16 protein-coding genes are annotated in these 18,954 nt (G+C 45.7%); 6 read left to right on the top strand and 10 right to left on the bottom strand.

What is annotated here, in order from left to right; translation table 11 throughout:
* Positions 1–71: 71 nt before the first annotated feature.
* Positions 72–2,084, bottom strand: coding sequence for an NAD-dependent DNA ligase LigA (ligA, locus tag ACYVNW_RS08440; protein WP_460679412.1), 2,013 nt, complete (start codon positions 2,082–2,084; stop codon positions 72–74).
* Positions 2,085–2,396: 312 nt separating this feature from the next.
* Here ligA and ACYVNW_RS08435 point away from each other — a divergent pair, with 312 nt between their 5' ends.
* Positions 2,397–3,971 (top strand): PAS domain-containing sensor histidine kinase, encoded by a 1,575-nt coding sequence (locus ACYVNW_RS08435; protein ID WP_460679411.1) that lies wholly within the window; start codon positions 2,397–2,399, stop codon positions 3,969–3,971.
* On the top strand, positions 3,968–4,354 hold the full coding sequence (locus ACYVNW_RS08430) for a response regulator (RefSeq protein WP_460679410.1): 387 nt from the start codon (positions 3,968–3,970) through the stop codon (positions 4,352–4,354). Before ACYVNW_RS08435 ends, ACYVNW_RS08430 begins: the two co-directional genes overlap by 4 nt.
* Before the next feature lie 50 nt (positions 4,355–4,404).
* On the opposite strand, the gene ACYVNW_RS08425 is transcribed toward ACYVNW_RS08430, so the two are convergent.
* Positions 4,405–6,165 (bottom strand): DUF885 domain-containing protein, encoded by a 1,761-nt coding sequence (locus ACYVNW_RS08425; protein WP_460679409.1) that lies wholly within the window; start codon positions 6,163–6,165, stop codon positions 4,405–4,407.
* A gap of 92 nt (positions 6,166–6,257) precedes the next feature.
* Between ACYVNW_RS08425 and ACYVNW_RS08420 the strand changes: the two genes are divergently transcribed.
* Entirely contained in the window at positions 6,258–6,731 is a 474-nt protein-coding gene (locus ACYVNW_RS08420) for a DinB family protein (RefSeq protein ID WP_460679408.1), read from the top strand.
* Positions 6,732–6,873: 142 nt separating this feature from the next.
* On the opposite strand, the gene ACYVNW_RS08415 is transcribed toward ACYVNW_RS08420, so the two are convergent.
* The 3 genes from ACYVNW_RS08415 to ACYVNW_RS08405 form a co-directional block, all read right to left on the bottom strand.
* The gene (locus ACYVNW_RS08415) at positions 6,874–8,157 is read right to left on the bottom strand and encodes a serine aminopeptidase domain-containing protein (protein ID WP_460679407.1); all 1,284 of its coding nucleotides are present in this window, start codon (positions 8,155–8,157) and stop codon (positions 6,874–6,876) included.
* Positions 8,158–8,320: 163 nt separating this feature from the next.
* On the bottom strand, positions 8,321–8,707 hold the full coding sequence (locus tag ACYVNW_RS08410) for a DUF1634 domain-containing protein (RefSeq protein WP_460679406.1): 387 nt from the start codon (positions 8,705–8,707) through the stop codon (positions 8,321–8,323).
* A gap of 7 nt (positions 8,708–8,714) precedes the next feature.
* Positions 8,715–9,551 carry a sulfite exporter TauE/SafE family protein gene (locus tag ACYVNW_RS08405; RefSeq protein WP_460679405.1) on the bottom strand — a complete coding sequence of 279 codons (837 nt, stop codon included), beginning with the start codon at positions 9,549–9,551 and terminating at the stop codon, positions 8,715–8,717.
* A 167-nt stretch (positions 9,552–9,718) separates the two neighbouring features.
* Between ACYVNW_RS08405 and ACYVNW_RS08400 the strand changes: the two genes are divergently transcribed.
* Together ACYVNW_RS08400 and ACYVNW_RS08395 are read left to right on the top strand one after the other, a co-directional pair.
* Positions 9,719–10,777, top strand: a complete 1,059-nt coding sequence (locus tag ACYVNW_RS08400) for a class I fructose-bisphosphate aldolase (protein ID WP_460679404.1) — start codon at positions 9,719–9,721, stop codon at positions 10,775–10,777.
* Between the two features lie 9 nt (positions 10,778–10,786).
* Positions 10,787–11,725, top strand: coding sequence for a 1-phosphofructokinase family hexose kinase (locus tag ACYVNW_RS08395; protein WP_460679403.1), 939 nt, complete (start codon positions 10,787–10,789; stop codon positions 11,723–11,725).
* 24 nt (positions 11,726–11,749) lie between these two features.
* Here the strand turns inward: ACYVNW_RS08395 and ACYVNW_RS08390 are convergent, their stop codons facing one another.
* The 3 genes from ACYVNW_RS08390 to ACYVNW_RS08380 all read right to left on the bottom strand — a co-directional run bounded on the left by ACYVNW_RS08390 (position 11,750) and on the right by ACYVNW_RS08380 (position 13,508).
* Positions 11,750–12,466 carry a 3-ketoacyl-ACP reductase gene (locus ACYVNW_RS08390; protein WP_460679402.1) on the bottom strand — a complete coding sequence of 239 codons (717 nt, stop codon included), beginning with the start codon at positions 12,464–12,466 and terminating at the stop codon, positions 11,750–11,752.
* A gap of 89 nt (positions 12,467–12,555) precedes the next feature.
* Positions 12,556–12,927 carry a response regulator transcription factor gene (locus ACYVNW_RS08385; protein ID WP_460679401.1) on the bottom strand — a complete coding sequence of 124 codons (372 nt, stop codon included), beginning with the start codon at positions 12,925–12,927 and terminating at the stop codon, positions 12,556–12,558.
* 131 nt (positions 12,928–13,058) lie between these two features.
* Complete coding sequence (locus ACYVNW_RS08380) at positions 13,059–13,508, bottom strand: SRPBCC family protein (RefSeq protein WP_460679400.1); 450 nt, start codon at positions 13,506–13,508, stop codon at positions 13,059–13,061.
* Positions 13,509–13,622: 114 nt separating this feature from the next.
* Between ACYVNW_RS08380 and ACYVNW_RS08375 the strand changes: the two genes are divergently transcribed.
* Complete coding sequence (locus tag ACYVNW_RS08375) at positions 13,623–15,461, top strand: UbiD family decarboxylase (protein WP_460679399.1); 1,839 nt, start codon at positions 13,623–13,625, stop codon at positions 15,459–15,461.
* A 644-nt stretch (positions 15,462–16,105) separates the two neighbouring features.
* Here ACYVNW_RS08375 and dacB read toward each other — a convergent pair.
* Together dacB and ACYVNW_RS08365 are read right to left on the bottom strand one after the other, a co-directional pair.
* A complete protein-coding gene (dacB, locus tag ACYVNW_RS08370) occupies positions 16,106–17,518 on the bottom strand; it encodes a D-alanyl-D-alanine carboxypeptidase/D-alanyl-D-alanine endopeptidase (protein ID WP_460679398.1) in 1,413 nt (470 codons plus the stop codon).
* Positions 17,490–18,926: an APC family permease gene (locus ACYVNW_RS08365; protein WP_460679397.1), complete on the bottom strand. Its 1,437-nt coding sequence runs from the start codon at positions 18,924–18,926 to the stop codon at positions 17,490–17,492. Before ACYVNW_RS08365 ends, dacB begins: the two co-directional genes overlap by 29 nt.
* Positions 18,927–18,954 lie beyond the last annotated feature (28 nt).

Here is an 18,954-nt window from a genome sequence, read left to right as displayed (position 1 = left end):
AAGCGGTTGAATCTGTAAAGTGCAGTACACTGTTCAGGTTCAACCGCTATTACTTAGGATGAAATGATGGCTTATCCTAACATCCCTACTAACTCATCTTCACTAATCATCGGGATATTCAATTTATTGGCTTTCTCTAATTTTGATGGGCCCATATTATCACCGGCCACCAGGTAGTTTAACTTGGCCGAAATGCTGCTGAGTATTTTACCGCCATTCTGCTCAATAATTTCTTTCAGTTCCTCGCGAGAGTGTTTTTCAAAAGTGCCTGAAATAATAAATGTTTTACCTGCAAACGCCTCGCTGGCCAGTACCACCTCTTTAACTTCGCTGACAAACTGCAAACCCTGACTGCGCAGCTTTTCAATTTCCTGCCAGTGGATGTCTCCGCTAAAGTAGGTGAGCAGGCTTTCGGCAATGCGGCCGCCAATTTCGTCTACAGCGGTGAGTTCTTCCAGCGTGGCTGCTTTTAAGTTGTCAATGGTTTTAAAATAAGCCACCAGTTTGCGGGCCACCGTTTCACCAATGTAACGGATACCCAAACCAAACAGCACCTTTTCAAACGGCATCTGTTTCGATTTATCGATACCCTCCAGCATATTAGTGATTGATTTCTCTCCAAAGCGGTCCATCTGCTTTAATTCATCCTGGCGCAGGTGCAGTTCATAAATATCACTAATGTGCTTTAAAAAGCCTTTCTGATATAATGTTTCAATGGTTTCATCGCCCAACCCGTCAATGTCCATCGCTTTACGGCCCACAAAATGCTGCATTTTGCTGACTATTTGTGGCGGGCAGGCTTCATCATTAGGGCAATAAAAAGCGGCTTCGCCTTCTTTGCGCTCCAGTGGTGTACCACAGGCCGGGCAGGTGGTACGGTAAGCTATGGGTGCTGCACCCGGCTTGCGCTTATCTAAATTTACACTGATAATTTTGGGGATAATCTCACCACCTTTTTCTACGTAAACAGTGTCGCCTTCGTGCAGGTTAAGGCGTAAGATTTCGTTGGCGTTATGCAGGGTGGCACGTTTTACGGTAGTGCCGGCCAGTAATACCGGTTTCAGGTGCGCTACAGGGGTAACAGCTCCGGTGCGGCCCACGTTGTATTCAATATTTTCTAATATGGTTTCTACCCGTTCGGCAGCATATTTATAGGCAATGGCCCAACGCGGTACTTTGGCGGTAAAACCCAGTTCTTCCTGCTGGGCGTAATTATTCACCTTCAGTACAATACCATCAATATCAAAACTAAGGTCAAAGCGTTTTTGCTCCCACTCGTTAATAAATTCAAGTACTTCTGGTAAGCTTTTGCATAAGCGGGTATGCTCACTTACATGAAAGCCCCATTTTTTTACCGCCTGAAGGCTGTCCCAATGGGTTTTAAATAAGGGCTTATCTGTGTACAGAAAATATAAAAAGCAATCCAGCGGACGGCGGGCTACCTCGGCCGAATCCTGCAGCTTCATGGTGCCCGATGCAAAATTGCGCGGATTGGCGTAAGCCACTTCACCGTTCTCAATACGTTCGTTATTCAATCGCTCAAAAGCCTTGCGGTGCATCAGTACTTCGCCGCGTATTTCAAAAAAATTAGGGTAGTCGCCTCTTTCCAGTCTTTTGGGCACGCTGTGTATAGTGCGTACGTTGGTAGTTACATCGTCGCCTTCTACGCCGTTGCCACGGGTAACGGCCCGTACCAACTGGCCCTGTTCATAGGTCATACTCATAGAAAGGCCGTCAAACTTAAGTTCGCACACATATTCGAAATTATCGCCAATAGCTTTGCGAATACGTTGGTCGAAATCATGTAGTTCCTGCTCGTTGTAGGTGTTACCCAGCGATAGCATTGGCCAGCGGTGCTTTACCGTTTTAAATTCTTTGGTAACCTCACCACCTACTTTTTGGGTAGGCGAGGAAGGATCTAAAAACTCAGGAAACTCTTTTTCCAGCCGGGCCAGTTCAGCCAGTTTCTGGTCGAAATCATAGTCGGTAATGGTGGGCTGGGCCAGTACATAATAATTGTAATTATGCTGCTTCAGTTCGGCCGCTAAGGCGGCAATGCGTTGCTGTGCTTCGGGGGCTAACATAGCCGCTAAGATAGGGGATAGCGTGATAGGGCGGAAAAACATTTTGCTAATAAGCCGAAGCTGCATTCACTGTGTTGTGCCGGTTTGGTTTACAACTCAAAGTGGTAAGTTTATTTCAAATTTGCACTTTCAGCCATTTACGTTACAACACATAAAAATGCTATATTTGAAACATCCCCCAATTGCTATTGTTAAACATCGTACCTGATTAAACAGCGTTTGCTGCGTTTATATGCAGTAAATTTTATGTATTTACAGGTTGGTTCAATTATAATATCTGATACTTATACATATTGTTAAATAGTTACTCACTTGAGCATTAATAGTAAAGGGGATTTTACATTCTCTCATGATAGTCTTACTAAAGACTTTGATCTGTTGAACAAAGCTTTGGATGCCAATATTACTGGCATCATTATTACTGATAATCAGTTACCTGATAATCCAATTATCTATTGTAATGCGGCTTTTGAACGCATGACAGGTTATGTGCGCAAAGAAATCATCGGGCACAATTGCCGCTTTTTGCAGAAGGAAGACCGTAATCAGCCTGAGCGTGATATGATTAAAAAGGCTATAGAGCAGGGTAAAGATTGTGTGGTAGAAATCAGGAATTACAAAAAGAATGGCGCTCTGTTCTGGAACGAACTTTACATGTCGCCTATCAAAGACGAAAAAGGTACAGTAACCCACTTTGTAGGTGTACAGCATGACATCAGCCGCCGTAAACAAGCCGAGCGCGAACTGCGCCAGCAGCAGGACCTGATGGAAAAGCGTATAGAAGAACGCACCAAAAGCCTGCGCGAAAACGAAGAGTACCTGAGCAGTATTGTGCAAACCGTACGTGAAAGTTTAATTGTACTTGACCCTACACTTAATGTATTGAGTGTTAATGAGCACTTTTTACGCACTTTCAAAGTTTCGAGAGAGGAAACGGAGGGCAAGTCTTTATACGAATTAGGCAACCGCCAGTGGAGCATTGCCAAGCTGCGCGAACTGCTGGAAAAGGTATTGCCAACCAGCAACCCGGTACTTGATTTTGAGGTGGAGCATGATTTCCCGCATATTGGCCGGAAACTAATGCTGCTTAATGCGTTCAGGATTGAGTTTGAGGGAAATTTTAAAGACCGCATCCTGATTGCGATAGAAGATATTACCGACCGCCGCGAAATAGAAAAACGCAAGGACGACTTTTTATCGGTAGCCAGCCATGAACTGAAAACGCCTTTAACTACCGTGAAGGGCTTTGTACAAATGATGGCCCGTTTTATGCCAACTGATGCCAGCGAGAAGTTTAAAGGTATTGTAGATAAAACTGCCCTACACGTTGACCGCCTGAATGAACTGATTGCCGAACTACTGGATGTATCCCGCCTGCAATCGGGGCAGTTAAGTTTGCATAAAGAGCCGTTTAACTTTGATGAAGTGGTTAGCGAGACGGTGGAAGGCATACAAGCAGCCACACCTTCGCACCAGATAGTGATAAAAGGTAAGGCCGGTGTAGATGTGTATGGTGATGAATCGCATATTGTACAGGTGATGAGTAACCTGCTTTCAAATGCAGTTAAATATGCTCCTGACGCTAAAGAGGTTTTAGTATATGTGTCTTTGGTGAGTGATTACATCAAAGTATCGGTTACCGATTATGGTATGGGCATTACTTCTGATGACCAGAAGCGCATATTTGACCGTTTTTACAGGGTGGGCGAGGTGCAGCAGCGCTTCCCGGGTATGGGCATTGGCTTATACGTTTGCGACCAGATAATTAAAAACCATGGCGGATCGCTTTGGGTAGACAGTGAAATAGGAAAAGGATCAACATTTAGCTTTACACTGCCTTTGCAGGGAACAGAGGCAGAAGGTACAGAAGAAGGGATTGCGGAATGAGCACCAAAAAGATTTTAATTTGTGATGACGACGAAGGCATCCTGGACATGATGGTAATGGTGCTCGAAGACAGCGGCTATGAAGTAATATCAGAAGCTAACAGCCTGAATGTATATCAAGTGATTGACCGCGAAAGACCAGACCTCTTGCTTATTGATTTATGGATGCCGGTACTCTCTGGCGATCAGGTAGTGAAACAACTGAAAAGCAGCCCTAAAACTCAATTCATTCCTATTATTGTTATATCAGCCAGTACAGATGGACGCCGTATTGCCGGCGAAGCTGGCGCTGATGAATTTATACCCAAGCCATTCGATTTGGATAAACTGATCAGCCAGGTGCAGAATTTAACCGAGAACGATAGTTTTTTTGTACAGAATTAATTAAATTTAAAAATGTCATGCTGAAATAATTTCAGCATGACATTCGCTTTTTAGTCCCCTTTCTTCTCCATCATCAATTCCCTGATGTATTGTACAGGGGCATTTCCATAGCTTAAAAACTTTTCGTTAAAGTCTTTTACCTTGTACTTGTCGGCCTGTTTTTTCTTGTAGGCTTCGCGCAAATCAATAATTTCTTTGTAACCGGTGTAGTAGCTGCTAAGCTGAACGCTGCTAAGGGTTACACGTTTCCATTTGTTTTCGGCTTCGGTTTGCTCCTGAAAAGCTTCGCGGGTAAGCAGGTTAAGGGCATCCTGGCGGCTCATGTTCATGGTATGCACGCTGTAATCCAGTATCATATTGCATACCGAGCGTAAATTCCATTTATACCACATTAGCCACATTTCGGGCTGGTCATTACCATAGCCGGCTTCCAGCATCATCTGCTCGCTGTATACAGCCCATCCCTCTATCATAGCGCCGTTGCCCAATACAGATTTGATTAAGCTTGGCGATTGATTGGCATACACCAATTGGGTATAATGGCCGGGTATAGCTTCATGATTACATAAAATTTGTAAGGTATAATTATTGTACTCGCGTAAATAGCTTTCCGCTTTGGCCGCGCTCCAGCCGTTCAGGCTGCCTACATTAAAATAGGTGTTGCCGCCCTTGTCATAAGGGCCAGGGGCGCTTACCGAAGCTCCGGCCACGCCGGCCATGTAAGCAGGTTCACGGCGTACAATCAAAGGTTTGGTGGGGTCAAGGGTAAGCAAGTTTTTAGATTTTACAAACTCAGTTAGCTTGGGTATCTGTTTTTCAATAGCCGATTGAAATTCAGCTGGTGCCACATGTTTTGAAGCAATGGTATCAATTACTTCGGCAATCAGCTCCAGGCTGTCTTTAGGCTGCGCTTGCGTACCAAAATATTTACTCCACAATTTACGGCTGATTTTCGCCATTTCGCGGTGCAGGTACTTTTTGCGCTCCATCGCAGCGTTGTACACCTGCTGTGGCGTACTTTGCGATTGGATGTTGTATTTAAATTTATCTACATACAACTGCCTGCCCAGCCTGAAACTACGCGGGCGGTCGTTTTTCAGTGTTTGCAACCAGCCCGTATATCCTTTAATAGCCTGTACAGCCAATTTGGCCCGCTCCAGCATTTTGGTTTGTTCGGCTGCCGGAAGAGTTGACTTTTTAAGCGAATCGGCAAAGTTATCATCCAGAATGCTGAGGCTGCCGTTGAGCTGTTCAATGGCCAGTTGTGTAAACTCAGGCACCGGGTTTTTAACCTGTTTTTGGGCTTCTTTGTAATAAGCAGGTACAAATGCCATTCGCTGGTACATAGCCGTTAAACGTTTATTCAGCGGTGCATATTTCTCATTCAGCATATAGGCAAAGGTGCCGATGAGGTTGTAATAAGTAGGGTTCCACTCGTACTCCTTAAGGGTTTGCAACTCCCATAGCATTTTATCGGTTTCATCCTGAATTAGGTGGTAATCGATTTTATTGCTCTCAGACAACTTATTGCCTTCATAATGGCTCAGCGAATCGGCCTGGGCGCGGGCAAAGTTGACTTGCTTTTTGATGTAGCCGGCATCGGGCGCAATCAATAGGCTGTCGTATTTATGGTAACCGGTTTCAGTAGCGCGGGTGGGCTGTAGTTTCCATAGCGCATCTAAAAAGTTTTCTTCATAACGGGCAAAAGCGGCATCATCATGTGTAAGTTGCGGGCCGCTGCTCATGCCATCCTTTTTACAGGCCGAAAATATACAGGCTATGACAGCCAGTGGGAATAATTTTTTTAACACGGTGAAAGGTGAATCAATTTATGATGTATAAACATAAAACTTTTATGCCGTATGTAAATTAAATAAACATCAGCTGTTAAAAATAATACAAAATGGATAACGAGCAATTTCTCATTGATGAACTGATTAAATTATTGGAAGGTGGCGGTGCCCATGCCACTTTGGATGATGCCTTGAGTGGTATACCCGATACAGCCATTGGGCAGCGGCCTTACCACCTGCCTTACAGTATATGGCAGCTTGCCGAGCATATTCGCATTGCGCAGTGGGATATGCTGGAGTTTTGTAAGGACGCCAACCACAAGTCGCCCAAATGGCCTGATGATTACTGGCCCAAAGAGGCGGAACCTGCGGATCAATCAGCTTTCGCAAAAACTGTGGCGCAAATTGGCAAAGATAGAGAGGAGTTTATTGCCTTATTAAAAAGCGGAGATTTGTACCACAAGTTACCACACGGTGAGGGGCAAACTTTACTGCGCGAGGCGCTGCAAATGGCCGACCATAATGCCTATCATACCGCAGAAATTATTGTAATAAGGCGTTTATTGAATTGCTGGAAGAGTTAGAAGGGTTGCGTAATCGCATTAAAAAAACACGTCATTGCGAGGAACGAAGCAATCTCTCTGATCCCTGTCTAGGGTATGCGTAGAGAGATTGCTTCGTTCCTCGCAATGACGTGTTTGAAATTTTCTACGTGAATAAAAACTTCTAATTCAATTTATTCACAAACCCTACAACCGCGCTTACCAGCGTTGGGTCAATCGGTAGGTCAGGGTTGGTATAAGTCAACAGGTTTTGGTCGCGCGGGAGCGGGGCCTGTTTTAAAATATGGTTCATGCCGGGTATGATGACCAATTGCGCTTCTGATTTGGCTTTTTTCAGTTTCTCGGCATTGTCAACACTTACCTGAACATCATTATTACCCTGAATAATCAATACCGGTACTTTCACTTTTTTAATCTCTTTAGCCGGGTCAAACCTAAACCACGACATCAAATAAGGTTGTACGCTGGGGCGGATAACGCTGTATAAAGCCGGATCCACATTTTCATTAATCTTACCACGGCGCATGGTATCTAACACGGCCTTAAAGTTATTTTTGATAAAGTCGGGCTGCGATTTTAGTTGCTCTGTTACCACTTTATCAGCCATTACACCGGCACCGGCAGCTGAAATAAAGCCGGCAGCAGGTTCATCCACCACGGAAAGCATACCCACCAATGAACCTTCGCTATGGCCAAATACAATTACTTTAGAAAAACGAGGGTCATCATGCAGTTGGGTAATTAATCCTACAGCGTCATCTACAAAGTTATCAAAGCGCAATACCTTTTCGCTGGCAGGGGTTACGGCCTGGCCGATGATGCGCTTATCGTACCGCAGGGCGGCAATGCCGTTTTTGCCTAATTCATAAGCTAATAGTTTGTACGTATTGGTATTTAAACCTGCACTGCTGTTACCGTTGCGGTCAGTAGGGCCAGAACCGGCAATGATTAATACCACCGGAATTTTACCGCTGGCGTTTTTAGGCAAAGTTAAAGTGCCATTGATGGTGGCGTTCAAACCTTTATATGTAAACGGGCTCTCACTTACATATGGGTTGCCGGCTGATACTGCTGTTTCTTTTGCCTGGTAATTAGAAAAAAGCAAGCCCTCAAACTGGTTGCTTTTATTGAGTTGTATGCGCATGGTAGCCGATGCCTTGGCAAAATCAGTATTATAGCTGGCCACACCGCTATCAATACGAACGAAAGTAGCTTTATTCAGCAGGCCCAGGCTGGCTTGTAACTGGGTAATGCTGGCGCGATTTTGTGCAGCCGTCATTTTACCCGTAACGGTGGGAGAGAATAAGGTGTAAAGACTATCCGGCTGATTTTGGTTATAAAAGTGAATAAACCGGTTTACAGCCGTACGGTAATTAACCGGTTCGGTTTGGCAAAAGGCCTGCAGGCCAATGCAAAGCCATCCCAGCAAAAGCAACGTTTTCTTCATGATTTAAATATCTTATACAAACTTAAAAATATTCCTGACAGAGGGGGTAGAAGTCAAAAGTAAAAAGTCAAAATTCAAAAACAGCATTCACGAGTATGAGTTGCGAACTAATGAACTAATGAACTAATGAACTAATGAACTAATGAACTAATGAACTAATGAACTATCCCCCATGCCCACTTATTGCACTAAAAATGATAACCAGTAATACCAGTAATGATATCCCTGTATACAAATAGTCTTTCTCAAGCAAAAAACCAATGCCTGATACTACAACGCGCAACACAGGGGTGAGGATAAGCAGAACAATGCCAGCCTGAATGATGGCCCTGCCTCTGATGGTTAAAATGCCATGCCAGATGCCCGATGGCGAACTTATAAATTCGGGTACGCCTTTAAACTGAGTATAATCATTCACCTCTGCGCCATGGCGGTAGATATAAAATACACCGCCAATAATTACAATGAGCATAGAAATGAATACCCCGGCGCGCAATATCCAGCCAATGATGCTCTGTACGTCGGTGTCTTTAAATTTTGATGCCATCATAAATACTTTAAATTTTCCCGGTAGCGCCGTTGTACATCATTTGTACTGCTAAAAACGTAACCACTATGGCAAACATCCAGCGCAGCCAGCGGGAGTTTTGTGTGTGTACCAGTATTTTAGAGCCGGTAAGTGCGCCTAATAATACGCCAATTACTACCGGCATAGACAGCCCCGGGTCAATATAACCGCGCTGCAGGTAAACCACGGCGCTGGCCGCTGCGGTAACACCAATCATAAAATTACTGGTGGTGGTAGATACTTTGAACGGAATGCGCATAATGCCATCCATAGCTACCACTTTTAAGGCGCCTGAGCCAATGCCCAGCAAGCCGGAAATGATGCCGGCAAACAGCATCATCGCAAAGCCGCCTCCCACTTTTTGTACCCCGTACTGCACGGTTCCATTACCGGATGGATAGCTGCCATCTAATTTCAGGTAAGCGGCTGCTTTACTGGGAACAGGGTTGATGATTTCTTTTTTCTTTTTTAGCGACATAAAAGCCGAAAAAATTAAAATCACCCCGAATAGCACCGCAATAAAACCCGGGTGTACATACAAAGCCAGTAAAGCGCCCACAAAAGCGCCTATGGTAGTGGCAATTTCCAGAAACATACCAATGCGAATGTTAGTGATGCCTTCCTTTACATAAGCTGCGGCCGAACCGGATGAGGTAGCAATTACCGAAATAAGAGAAGCCCCGATGGCATAATGGATATTGATGTGCAGCACAATAGTGAGCAGCGGTATAATGACCACACCACCGCCCAGGCCTGTAAGCGAACCCAATAAACCGGCGGCGTACGCACCTGCCAGAATGATGAGTGTAAGAATTAAAACCGACATTGGCGGCTAAGTTAACAATTAGTTTTGGTGGTGATAGTTGCTAATAGAAGATGAGTACAAAACTTAGGTGTAATATTAACATCATTTCAATTCAATAAAACAGTATTTGCTGCAACAATAAAAAGTAGCAGGTGTTATACGTACAGTTACCCCAAAATTGTAAAAACATGGCCTTTCAAAAAATATTAGACCTTTTAGGCGACCGCGCAGATGATTTGCTGCAACATAAAAGCAATACATTTTCAAAAGATTTACTTCACACACCTTCGCCTGATTTTATCGACAAGGTATTTGTAGATACCAACCGCAATCCGCAGGTGTTGCGCAACCTGGCCGCCATACGCAACCATGGCCGCCTGGCCGGTACGGGTTACTTGTCCATTCTGCCTATCGACCAAGGGATTGAGCATACTGCGGGCGCTTCGTTTGCCAAGAACCCATTATATTTTGACCCTGAAAATATCATTACGCTGGCTATTGAAGGCGGCTCAAACGCAGTGGCTACCACCTTTGGTAACTTGGCCATGATGTCGCGTAAATATGCCCACAAAATACCTTTCCTGGTAAAAATCAACCATAACGAGCTGTTAACTTATCCCACCAAGTATAACCAGATTATGTTCGGTTCGGTAGATGACGCCTGGAATTTGGGTGCAGCGGCTGTTGGTGCCACTATTTATTTCGGATCAGAAGATTCAAGCCGGCAGATTATCGAGGTTTCGCAGGCTTTTGAGCGTGCGCATGAGCTGGGTATGGTTACCGTACTGTGGTGCTATACCCGCAACAACGATTTTAAAAAGGATGGTGTAAATTATGAAACCGCTGCCGACATTACAGGCCAGGCCAACCACATTGGTGTAACCATTCAGGCCGATATCATTAAGCAAAAAATGCCGGATGTGAATGGTGGCTTTACGGCAATCAACTTTTCGAAAAGTGATCCGCTGATGTACAGCCAAATGTCATCCAACCATGTAATTGATATGTGCCGTTACCAGTTGGCCAATTGTTACATGGGCCGTGCTGGCCTGATCAATTCCGGTGGTGAGTCAAAAGGCCCTGGTGATTTGGCCGATTCAGTAGCCAATGCCGTTATCAATAAACGTGCAGGTGGTACAGGCCTGATTTTAGGCCGCCGTGCTTTCCAGCGCCCGTTTGCCGAAGGCGTGGAGTTTTTACAAACCATTCAAGATGTATATTTGGCTAAAGAAATTGATTTAGCATAAACCAGCCTAATGAAGCATATTGTCACCATCACCCTAAGCCCTACCATTGATAAAAGCACCAGTGTTGAACACCTGGTACCCGACCAGAAACTGGCCTGCGAACCGGCCAAATTTGAACCGGGTGGTGGTGGCATCAATGTATCGAGGGCGCTTAAACGGTTAAATGTAAATTCAGTAGCCATATTTCCGTCGGGCGGCTTAACCGGCCAAATGCTGGAAAACCTGCTGAAAGAAGAGCGGATCAATCACCAATCCATCTGCACCGAAAATTTAACCCGGCAAAACTTTATTGTGGTAGATCGTGCTTCGGGAGAGCAGTACCGCTTTGGAATGCCTGCTGTGGCCTTACATCAGAAAGAAGAGCGTGAAATACTAAGCGCCATCCGGCAATTATCGCCCAAGCCTAAGTTTATTGTGGTAAGCGGCAGTATGCCCCCGGGGGTAAGCGATGATTTTATTGCTAAAGTAGCCCGCATTGCCAAACAGGATGATGCCAAGCTGATAGTAGATACATCTGGCGAAGCCCTGCAACATGCAGTGGAAGAAGGTGTATTCTTATTAAAACCCAATCAAAATGAGTTGGGGAAGCTTACCGGTATTAAAGCCGATGATGAAAAAGCAGTAGCGGAAGCCGCTCATCAGATTATAGACAAGGGCAAATGCGAAATGATAGTGGTTTCGATGGGGGAAAAGGGCGCTTATGTAGCTACCAAAACCTACAGCGAACTCATTGAAGCGCCACAAGTACCTAAGCGCAGCACCGTTGGAGCCGGCGATAGTATGGTGGCCGGCCTGGTATACGGCTGCGAGAAAAGCCTGGACGTAAAACTAATGGCACGTATGGGTGTGGCTTGTGGCAGCGCAGCCACCATGAACCCCGGCACCGAACTTTTTAAACGCGAGGATGCCATGCGCTTATATGAGCAATTATCAGCTAAATTAAAATAAGGCTGATAATTGCTGAGTTGAATTTTAGGGGTTGGTAGACCAAAGGCCGGCCTCTTTAACAAACACGCGGCGGTTCAATTTAAGATTGCTTACAATCAGCTCTGCAAAGTCTTCAGGCTGCATTACCTTATCCGGGTTGCCATCGGTTAGTTTTAAATCAACCGCCAAATCGGTAGCAATGGTGCTTGGTGTATATGAAGTTACTCTGATGTTGTGCTTACGCACCTCCTGCATCAAAGATTCAGATAAGCCAATTAAGCCAGCCTTCGAAGCCGTATAAGCGCTGGTAACCGGCGCTCCACGCTGCCCGGCAGTTGATGAAATGTTAATCACATCGCCGCTTTTGCGCTCAATCATTTCTGGTAACACGGCGCGTGTTACATAATATACCCCCAGCAGGTTTACCTTTATAATGTTCTCCCAAACTTCGGGCTCCAGTTCTAAAAAACCACCGAATGCGGCGGTGCCTGCGTTATTAACTAAAATATCAATATTGCCTAACTGTTGCTTTAAACTTGCAACCGCAGTATTAACTGCGTTGATATCCGCTACATCAGCAGTGGCAATGGCAGTTTGTATGCCTGCTTTTTTTACTTCAGCGGCCACCTGCTGTAAATCAGCTTCAGTTCGGGCCATCAGGGCAATATTAACGCCTTCGTTAGCCAGTGCTATAGCTAATGCTTTACCAATACCTTTGCCTGCGCCGGTAATAAGCGCTGTTTTGCCTTTTAATGTTTCCATAAGCTAAATAAATGATGCAGCTAAATTAAGGGGTAGTAAAAAACAAAATAGCGGGTGAATGTCATATTTTACATTCACCCGCTGTATAGTTAAGCTGCCCTGTTGGATAATAAGCCTGCTACTTTGTTGAGCAGATCATCCATATCAAACGGTTTTGGAATAAAGTCATCAGCGCCTGATTCTTTGGCCGATGGGCCAATGTTGTAATTAGCTGATATCATCAGTACCGGAATATCTTTGGTACCTTCGTTCGATTTGAGGTAATGACAAATCTCCCGGCCATCATATCTGCCTAAATTAATATCAAGCAAAATAAGGTCGGGCATATTGTCAATCAAATTCAGCAGGATGTCTCCGGTGTAGGTGTGGCTTACTTCATAACCTTCCAACTCAAGCATTAAGCGCAGCACATCCACAATGCCAGGGTCATCATCAGCAATTAATATTTTATATTGAGTCATTTATCGGTTTAAAATTAAAGCCTGCAATTATAGAAGTTTAAACACTAAAAATAAAGCCGGTATACCGGCTTTATCGGGGTTTATGTATTATTTGACTAATGCGATTAGCGCAGGTTTAACTTCAATGAAAGTTATTTGCTTAAATAGCTGCTTAAATCTTCAAGCGCTTTTTGCCAGCCCTGCTCGTGGGGTTCAACAGCTTCACCGTCCTGAAAGTTTTCCTGAGTTACATTTATTTTACTACCCTGGTCGGCGGCACTAAACTCAATGGTAAGCTGGTGGTCGCTTTTTTTAGTGTTTTCGCTGGCTAAATCCCAATTCCAGGTGTATACTAATTTTTCGTTAGGTTTCACCTCTTTGTATTCGCCGGTAATGGTAATAGCCGGCTGGCCTTCTTTGGTTACAAATACATACTTAATTCGGCCACCTTCTTTATTGTCCAGTTCTACTTCTTTCAGCTGGTTTTCCGAAGGTTTCCACCATTGCTTTAAATCTTCAGGCGTAATCCACGCTTCATATAATCTTTCTGCAAGTACCGAAAACTCCTTTTCGGCAGTTACTTTTGTTTCTTCCGTTTGCATAGGTATCTGTTTTAATATTATACCACATATTAAAGTTAAATAAGTTTCAAATAAGTTAAGTGTGATTGATTTTAGCTGCATTTCAATAACTTTGCTGCTATAATATTTAGCCGAATGGGATACGCCAGTTTACAAGCCTGCCTTACTGATTTAGAGAACCACGGACACCTCATCCGCATTAAAAAGGAAGTAGACCCTTACCTGGAAATGGCCGCCATCCACCTGCGTGTATTTGAGCACGAAGGACCGGCCATTCTGTTCGAAAATGTAAAAGGCAGTAAATTTCCGGCGGTCTCTAACCTGTTTGGTACCCTCCAGCGTTCGGAGTTTATTTTCAGGGATACGCTTGATAAAATTAAAACGCTGGTGGAGTTGAAAACCGACCCGGTGAAAGCCATTAAGCAACCCTTTAAATACGCTAACGTGGCGCTAACTGCGCTTTCAGCATTGCCGATGCGGGTAGGGCGTAATGCGCCAATTAATTTTGGGCGTACTCAAATCAGCGAGTTGCCGCAGGTAATAAACTGGCCTATGGATGGTGGTCCCTTTGTGACCATGCCGCAGGTATATACCGAAGATGCCGACCGGCCCGGCATCATGAACGCCAACCTGGGGATGTACCGTATTCAGCTGGGCGGTAACGATTATGTACAGGATCAGGAAATTGGCTTGCATTACCAGCTGCACCGCGGTATTGGCGTACACCAAACCAAGGCCAATGCTTTAGGTCAGCCACTAAAGGTGAGCATATTTGTAGGCGGCCCACCCTCGCATCCGGTAGCCGCGGTAATGCCTTTGCCCGAAGGCTTATCAGAAATGACCTTCGCCGGCGCATTGGGCAACCGCCGTTTCCGTTATTTTTATGATAAAGAAGGGTTTTGTATTTCTGCCGATGCTGATTTTGTAATTACCGGCACGGTAATGCCGCATCAGAATAAACCTGAAGGTCCATTTGGCGACCACTTGGGCTATTACAGCTTAACGCACCCTTTCCCGCTAATGAAGGTGCATAATGTGTATCACCGTAAAAATCCTATATGGTCGTTCACGGTAGTTGGCCGGCCACCGCAGGAGGATACCAGCTTTGGAGCGTTAATACACAAAATTACCGGTTCGGCCTTGCCTAAAGAAATCCCCGGACTTCATGCCGTAAATGCGGTTGATGCGGCCGGGGTGCACCCGCTGCTTTTTGCTATTGGCAGCGAGCGGTATACACCTTACTTAAAAGAGCGTCGCCCACAGGAGATATTAACTATTGCCAATCATATTTTAGGCAAAAACCAGTTGAGCCTGGCGAAGTATTTGTTTATTGCTGCCAAAGAAGATAACCCGGCCTTGAATGTAAACGATATAGGTGGATTTTTGAAGCATATGCTGGAACGGGTTGACCTCACCCGTGACCTACACTTCTACACCAAAACCACTATTGATACCCTCGACTATAGCGGCAGTGGCCTGAACTCGGGCAGCAAACTGGCGGTTACCGTAGCTGGTGAGCAAAAGCGTGAGTTGTTTACCGAACTCCCGGCCGGTTTTAATTTGCCGCGTCCATTCAGCAATTTTAAAATGGCTATGCCGGGCGTGCTGGCTATAGAAGCGCCAAAATATGTGAACGAGGCCGAAACCGAACAGCAGGTGCAAATTTTAAAAGACTACCTGAAAGACCAGGACCTGAACCGCCTGCCTTTAATGGTATTATGTGATGATGCCGGTTTTACAGCCCAAACTATCAATAACCTAATATGGGTAACGTTTACCCGCAGTAACCCTTCGCATGATATATGGGGCATTAATGCCTTTATCGAGCACAAGCACTGGGGGTGCCGCGGCCCACTCATCATTGATGCCCGAATTAAACCACACCATGCCCCTGTACTGGAACGCGACCCGGCCGTTGAACGCCGCGTAGATGCGATGGGGGTAAAGGGTGGTGAGTTGTACGGCGTAATTTAATTATTTAGTGCTGCTATTCGCATTGTTAGAGTTTGAGCTTTAATGAATGTTAGTTTATTTTTTGCTTGATCAAAAAGTAACAAAAAATCAAGGCAGAAACAATCCTTCACCCGCACAAGGCCACCGCATGGCCCGGGCGGTTTCTACCATCCCACCGCACCTGGGTGAAGATGCATTCCCTCCCTCAAGCACGTCATTGCGAGGAACGAAGCAATCTCTCTGTTCAATGCCTTTACTCGACGTATAGAGATGGCGCCCGTTCCTCGCAATGACGGTGGATTAATCTGTGTACGTTGTTTGTTCCTTCTTAATCTCTGTTTCTTGGCTCTTTGCTCTTGACTCTCCTTTTTTCCCTGTCAGCCCCTCAGCTTTGGGCGAAAGGCGGGCAGCACTCATTGGCCCTGCGCGCAGGGAGAGGCCTTTTAGTGTTTGCACTGCCAGTAAACAAAGTATAGCCTGTTCATACGCAAACACTAAACAGCCTGTGGTGCTGACCGCCTTTGCAGCCAGGGCCCCGTGCGGCAAAAAGCCTAAGCGGGCTGCACTTGATTTTTTGGTTCTTTTGTATCAAGCAAAAAGTAAACAGACATTCAAAAAAGCACCGAACCATAAAGCAAGCGCATAGCAGCACAAAAATAAAAAAGCTACTTTAACGCATCCAGCACTTTAAACATCTTTTCCCGCATGGCGCCGGTACCACCGCTGTAATTGTTGACCATGATGGAAAAGCACAGCTGGCGGCCATCGTGCGTTTGGTAGCCGGCATAGGCCAGTACATCGGCAATGGTGCCGCTTTTCATGTGCATGTTGTTATAAATGGGCAGGCTGTTATACAGGTCGTTGTACCAGGGCTGGCCTACGGCCGATTGCAGCACACGCGCCATGGTCAGGGTAGTTACTCTATCGCCGGGTGAAAGGCCGCTGCCATCATAAATATTCAGAGCGGCTATATCGATGCCTTTATCACGCCAAAAATGTTGTACTACATCTACACCGTTCAAGGTGGTTGGCCTGCGGCCCGATTTCCATGCAATGGTTTTTAGCAGTTGCTCGGCATATAGGTTAATGCTTTTTTTGTTCAGCCAATAAACAATGCTGCTCAACTCGGGCGAAGTAAGGGTAGCCAGCGTTTGGCCGCCGGTGGGCATAGGTTGGTGCTGTACGGTTAAGGTAGTGGTAGATTCTGGCTGACCGCTGATGCTGATCCCCAGGCGTTTTAGTGTGTCTTCTAAACGATAGGCGGCATCGTAAGCAGCATCGGGCAGGGCTACAGAAATGCTTTTCTTGCTTTGGTCGGTGGCATAGCTGCCGCGCAAATACATGGCTTTGCTGCCCACTGGCAGGTAAGCGTAAGAGCGGTCGCCGGTACCCGAAGATGCAGTCAATAATTCACTACGAAAACTCAGGTAAGGGGTGGCTGGTACGGCGCGTAAAATCTCCACCGGACTATCCACTGTACCGGTACGTAGTTTTATATCAAAGGAATTTTCGCGCCAGCACAGGGCTGAGGTACCCGCACCATAATAATTACCCAAATCCTGCCAAATCCAGCCGTCGGGAATGGATTGAGTACCAAACAGGCTGTCATCGCCAATCACACGGCCATTAATGCGTTTAATACCGGCTTGTTTTAAGGCGGCTACCATTTTATCCAGCACCACATTTTCTTTGGTACTGTCCCAGCGCCAGCTGCCCAGGGTAGGGTCGCCGCCGCCTTGGATGATAACGTCGCCGTTTAGCGTACCATCGGTAGTAAGGCTGCCAGTATAACGCAGTTGGGTTTGGTATTGAAACTCTTTACCCAGTATGTTAAACGCCGTAACCGAGGTAATTACTTTTAAGGTAGATGCTGTGGCCAAGCCCATGTTAGGGTTGGAGGCAAACACCGTTTCACCGGTTTTGGCATCCAGCACGGTTAACGAGATAGAGGCATATTTACAGTTACTATCCTCCTGCAAACGGCCGAGCGCTGTTTGTATCTGTTGTGTTAAGCTTTGCGCTTTGGCAAAGCCGGTTAGTAATAATAAATTAAGTAGTAAGAGTTGCCGTATCTTCATCTTTTACGTTCCGTTGCGATATATAATAAATTGGAATGCCGATGAGTACAATAATCAGGCCGGGCCAGGTAAAGTTGGGTTTGTAAATGATAAGCAATGTGCAAAACGCCAGGCCCATCAGTATATAAATGGCCGGTAGAATGGGGTAACCGAAAGCTTTGTAGGGGCGCTCTGCATCCGGGCGTTTGGCGCGCAAAATGTAAATGCCTAAAATGGTCAATACATAAAATATTACTACCACAAAAGAGATCATATCCAGCAAATCGCCGTAGCGGCCACTCAGGCAAAGGATAGAAGCGACTACGCACTGTATCCACAGGCCAAATTCGGGAACGGCATTATTATTTAATGTTCCAGCTTTTTTGAAGAAGAGGCCGTCTTTCGCCATCGTATAATACACGCGCGCACCAGCCAATATTAAACCATTGTTGCAGCCAAAGGTGGAAATCATAATCATCACCGCAATTACTATAGTGCCCACATCACCAAAAATTACCTGTGAAGCGGCCACAGCTACGCGGTCCTTCTCGGCGGTCGCAATCTCGTGCAGGGGTAATACGGCGGTGTACATTACGTTGGCCGAAACGTAAATCAGCGTTACAATCAGCGTACCCAAAAACAAGCTTAAGCCTACATTACGCTGCGGATTTTTCATTTCGCCGGCAATAAAGGTTACGTTGTTCCAGGCATCGCTGCTAAAGATAGAACCCACCATAGAGGCGGCAATGGCACCCAGCGCCGCAGCCGTGGTGTAAGCAGCAAAGCTGCCATCGGTGTTCAGTTTTTGCAGGTGCCAGGCGTTGCTCCAATTGGCATGCCATACATTGCTTTTCAGGGCAATCAGGCCGAAGATGATCAAACCAAACAAACTGAGCAGTTTAGTCAAAGTGAACGTGGTCTGAATGATTTTGCCTCCCTTTACCCCGCGTGTATTGATGTAAGTTAGCAGAATGATGGTAACAATCGACAGTACCTGCGCCGGCGAAATATGGAAGCTGCCGACAGAAAACAATACTTTATCCTCGCTTACAGCCGGTATAAAATAGGCGGTAAATTTGGAGAACGCCACGCCCACCGCCGCAATGGTACCCGTTTGTATCACGGCGAAAAAGCTCCAGCCGTATAAAAAGGCAATCAGCTTATTATAAGCTTCTTTGAGGTACACATACTGCCCACCTGCTTTCGGGAACATGGCGCTCAGTTCGCCGTAACTTACGGCGGCGGTAAGGGTCATGAAACCGGTAATCAGCCATACCACAATCAGCCAGCCTGCCGAGCCCACGTTGCGAGTAATATCGGCGCTCACAATAAAAATACCGGAACCAATCATTGAGCCGGCTACCAGCATGGTGCCGTCCAGTAAACCAAGTTCGTGCTTCAGGTGTGGCTGTGTATCGTTAGGTTTCATTAATGGCGGGGTTTTAAGTTCCTAAACT

It is taken from the genome of Mucilaginibacter koreensis (assembly GCF_054783355.1).
Note: the sequence above shows the minus strand (reverse complement) of the source record. Positions and strands in the feature narration are given on the sequence as shown.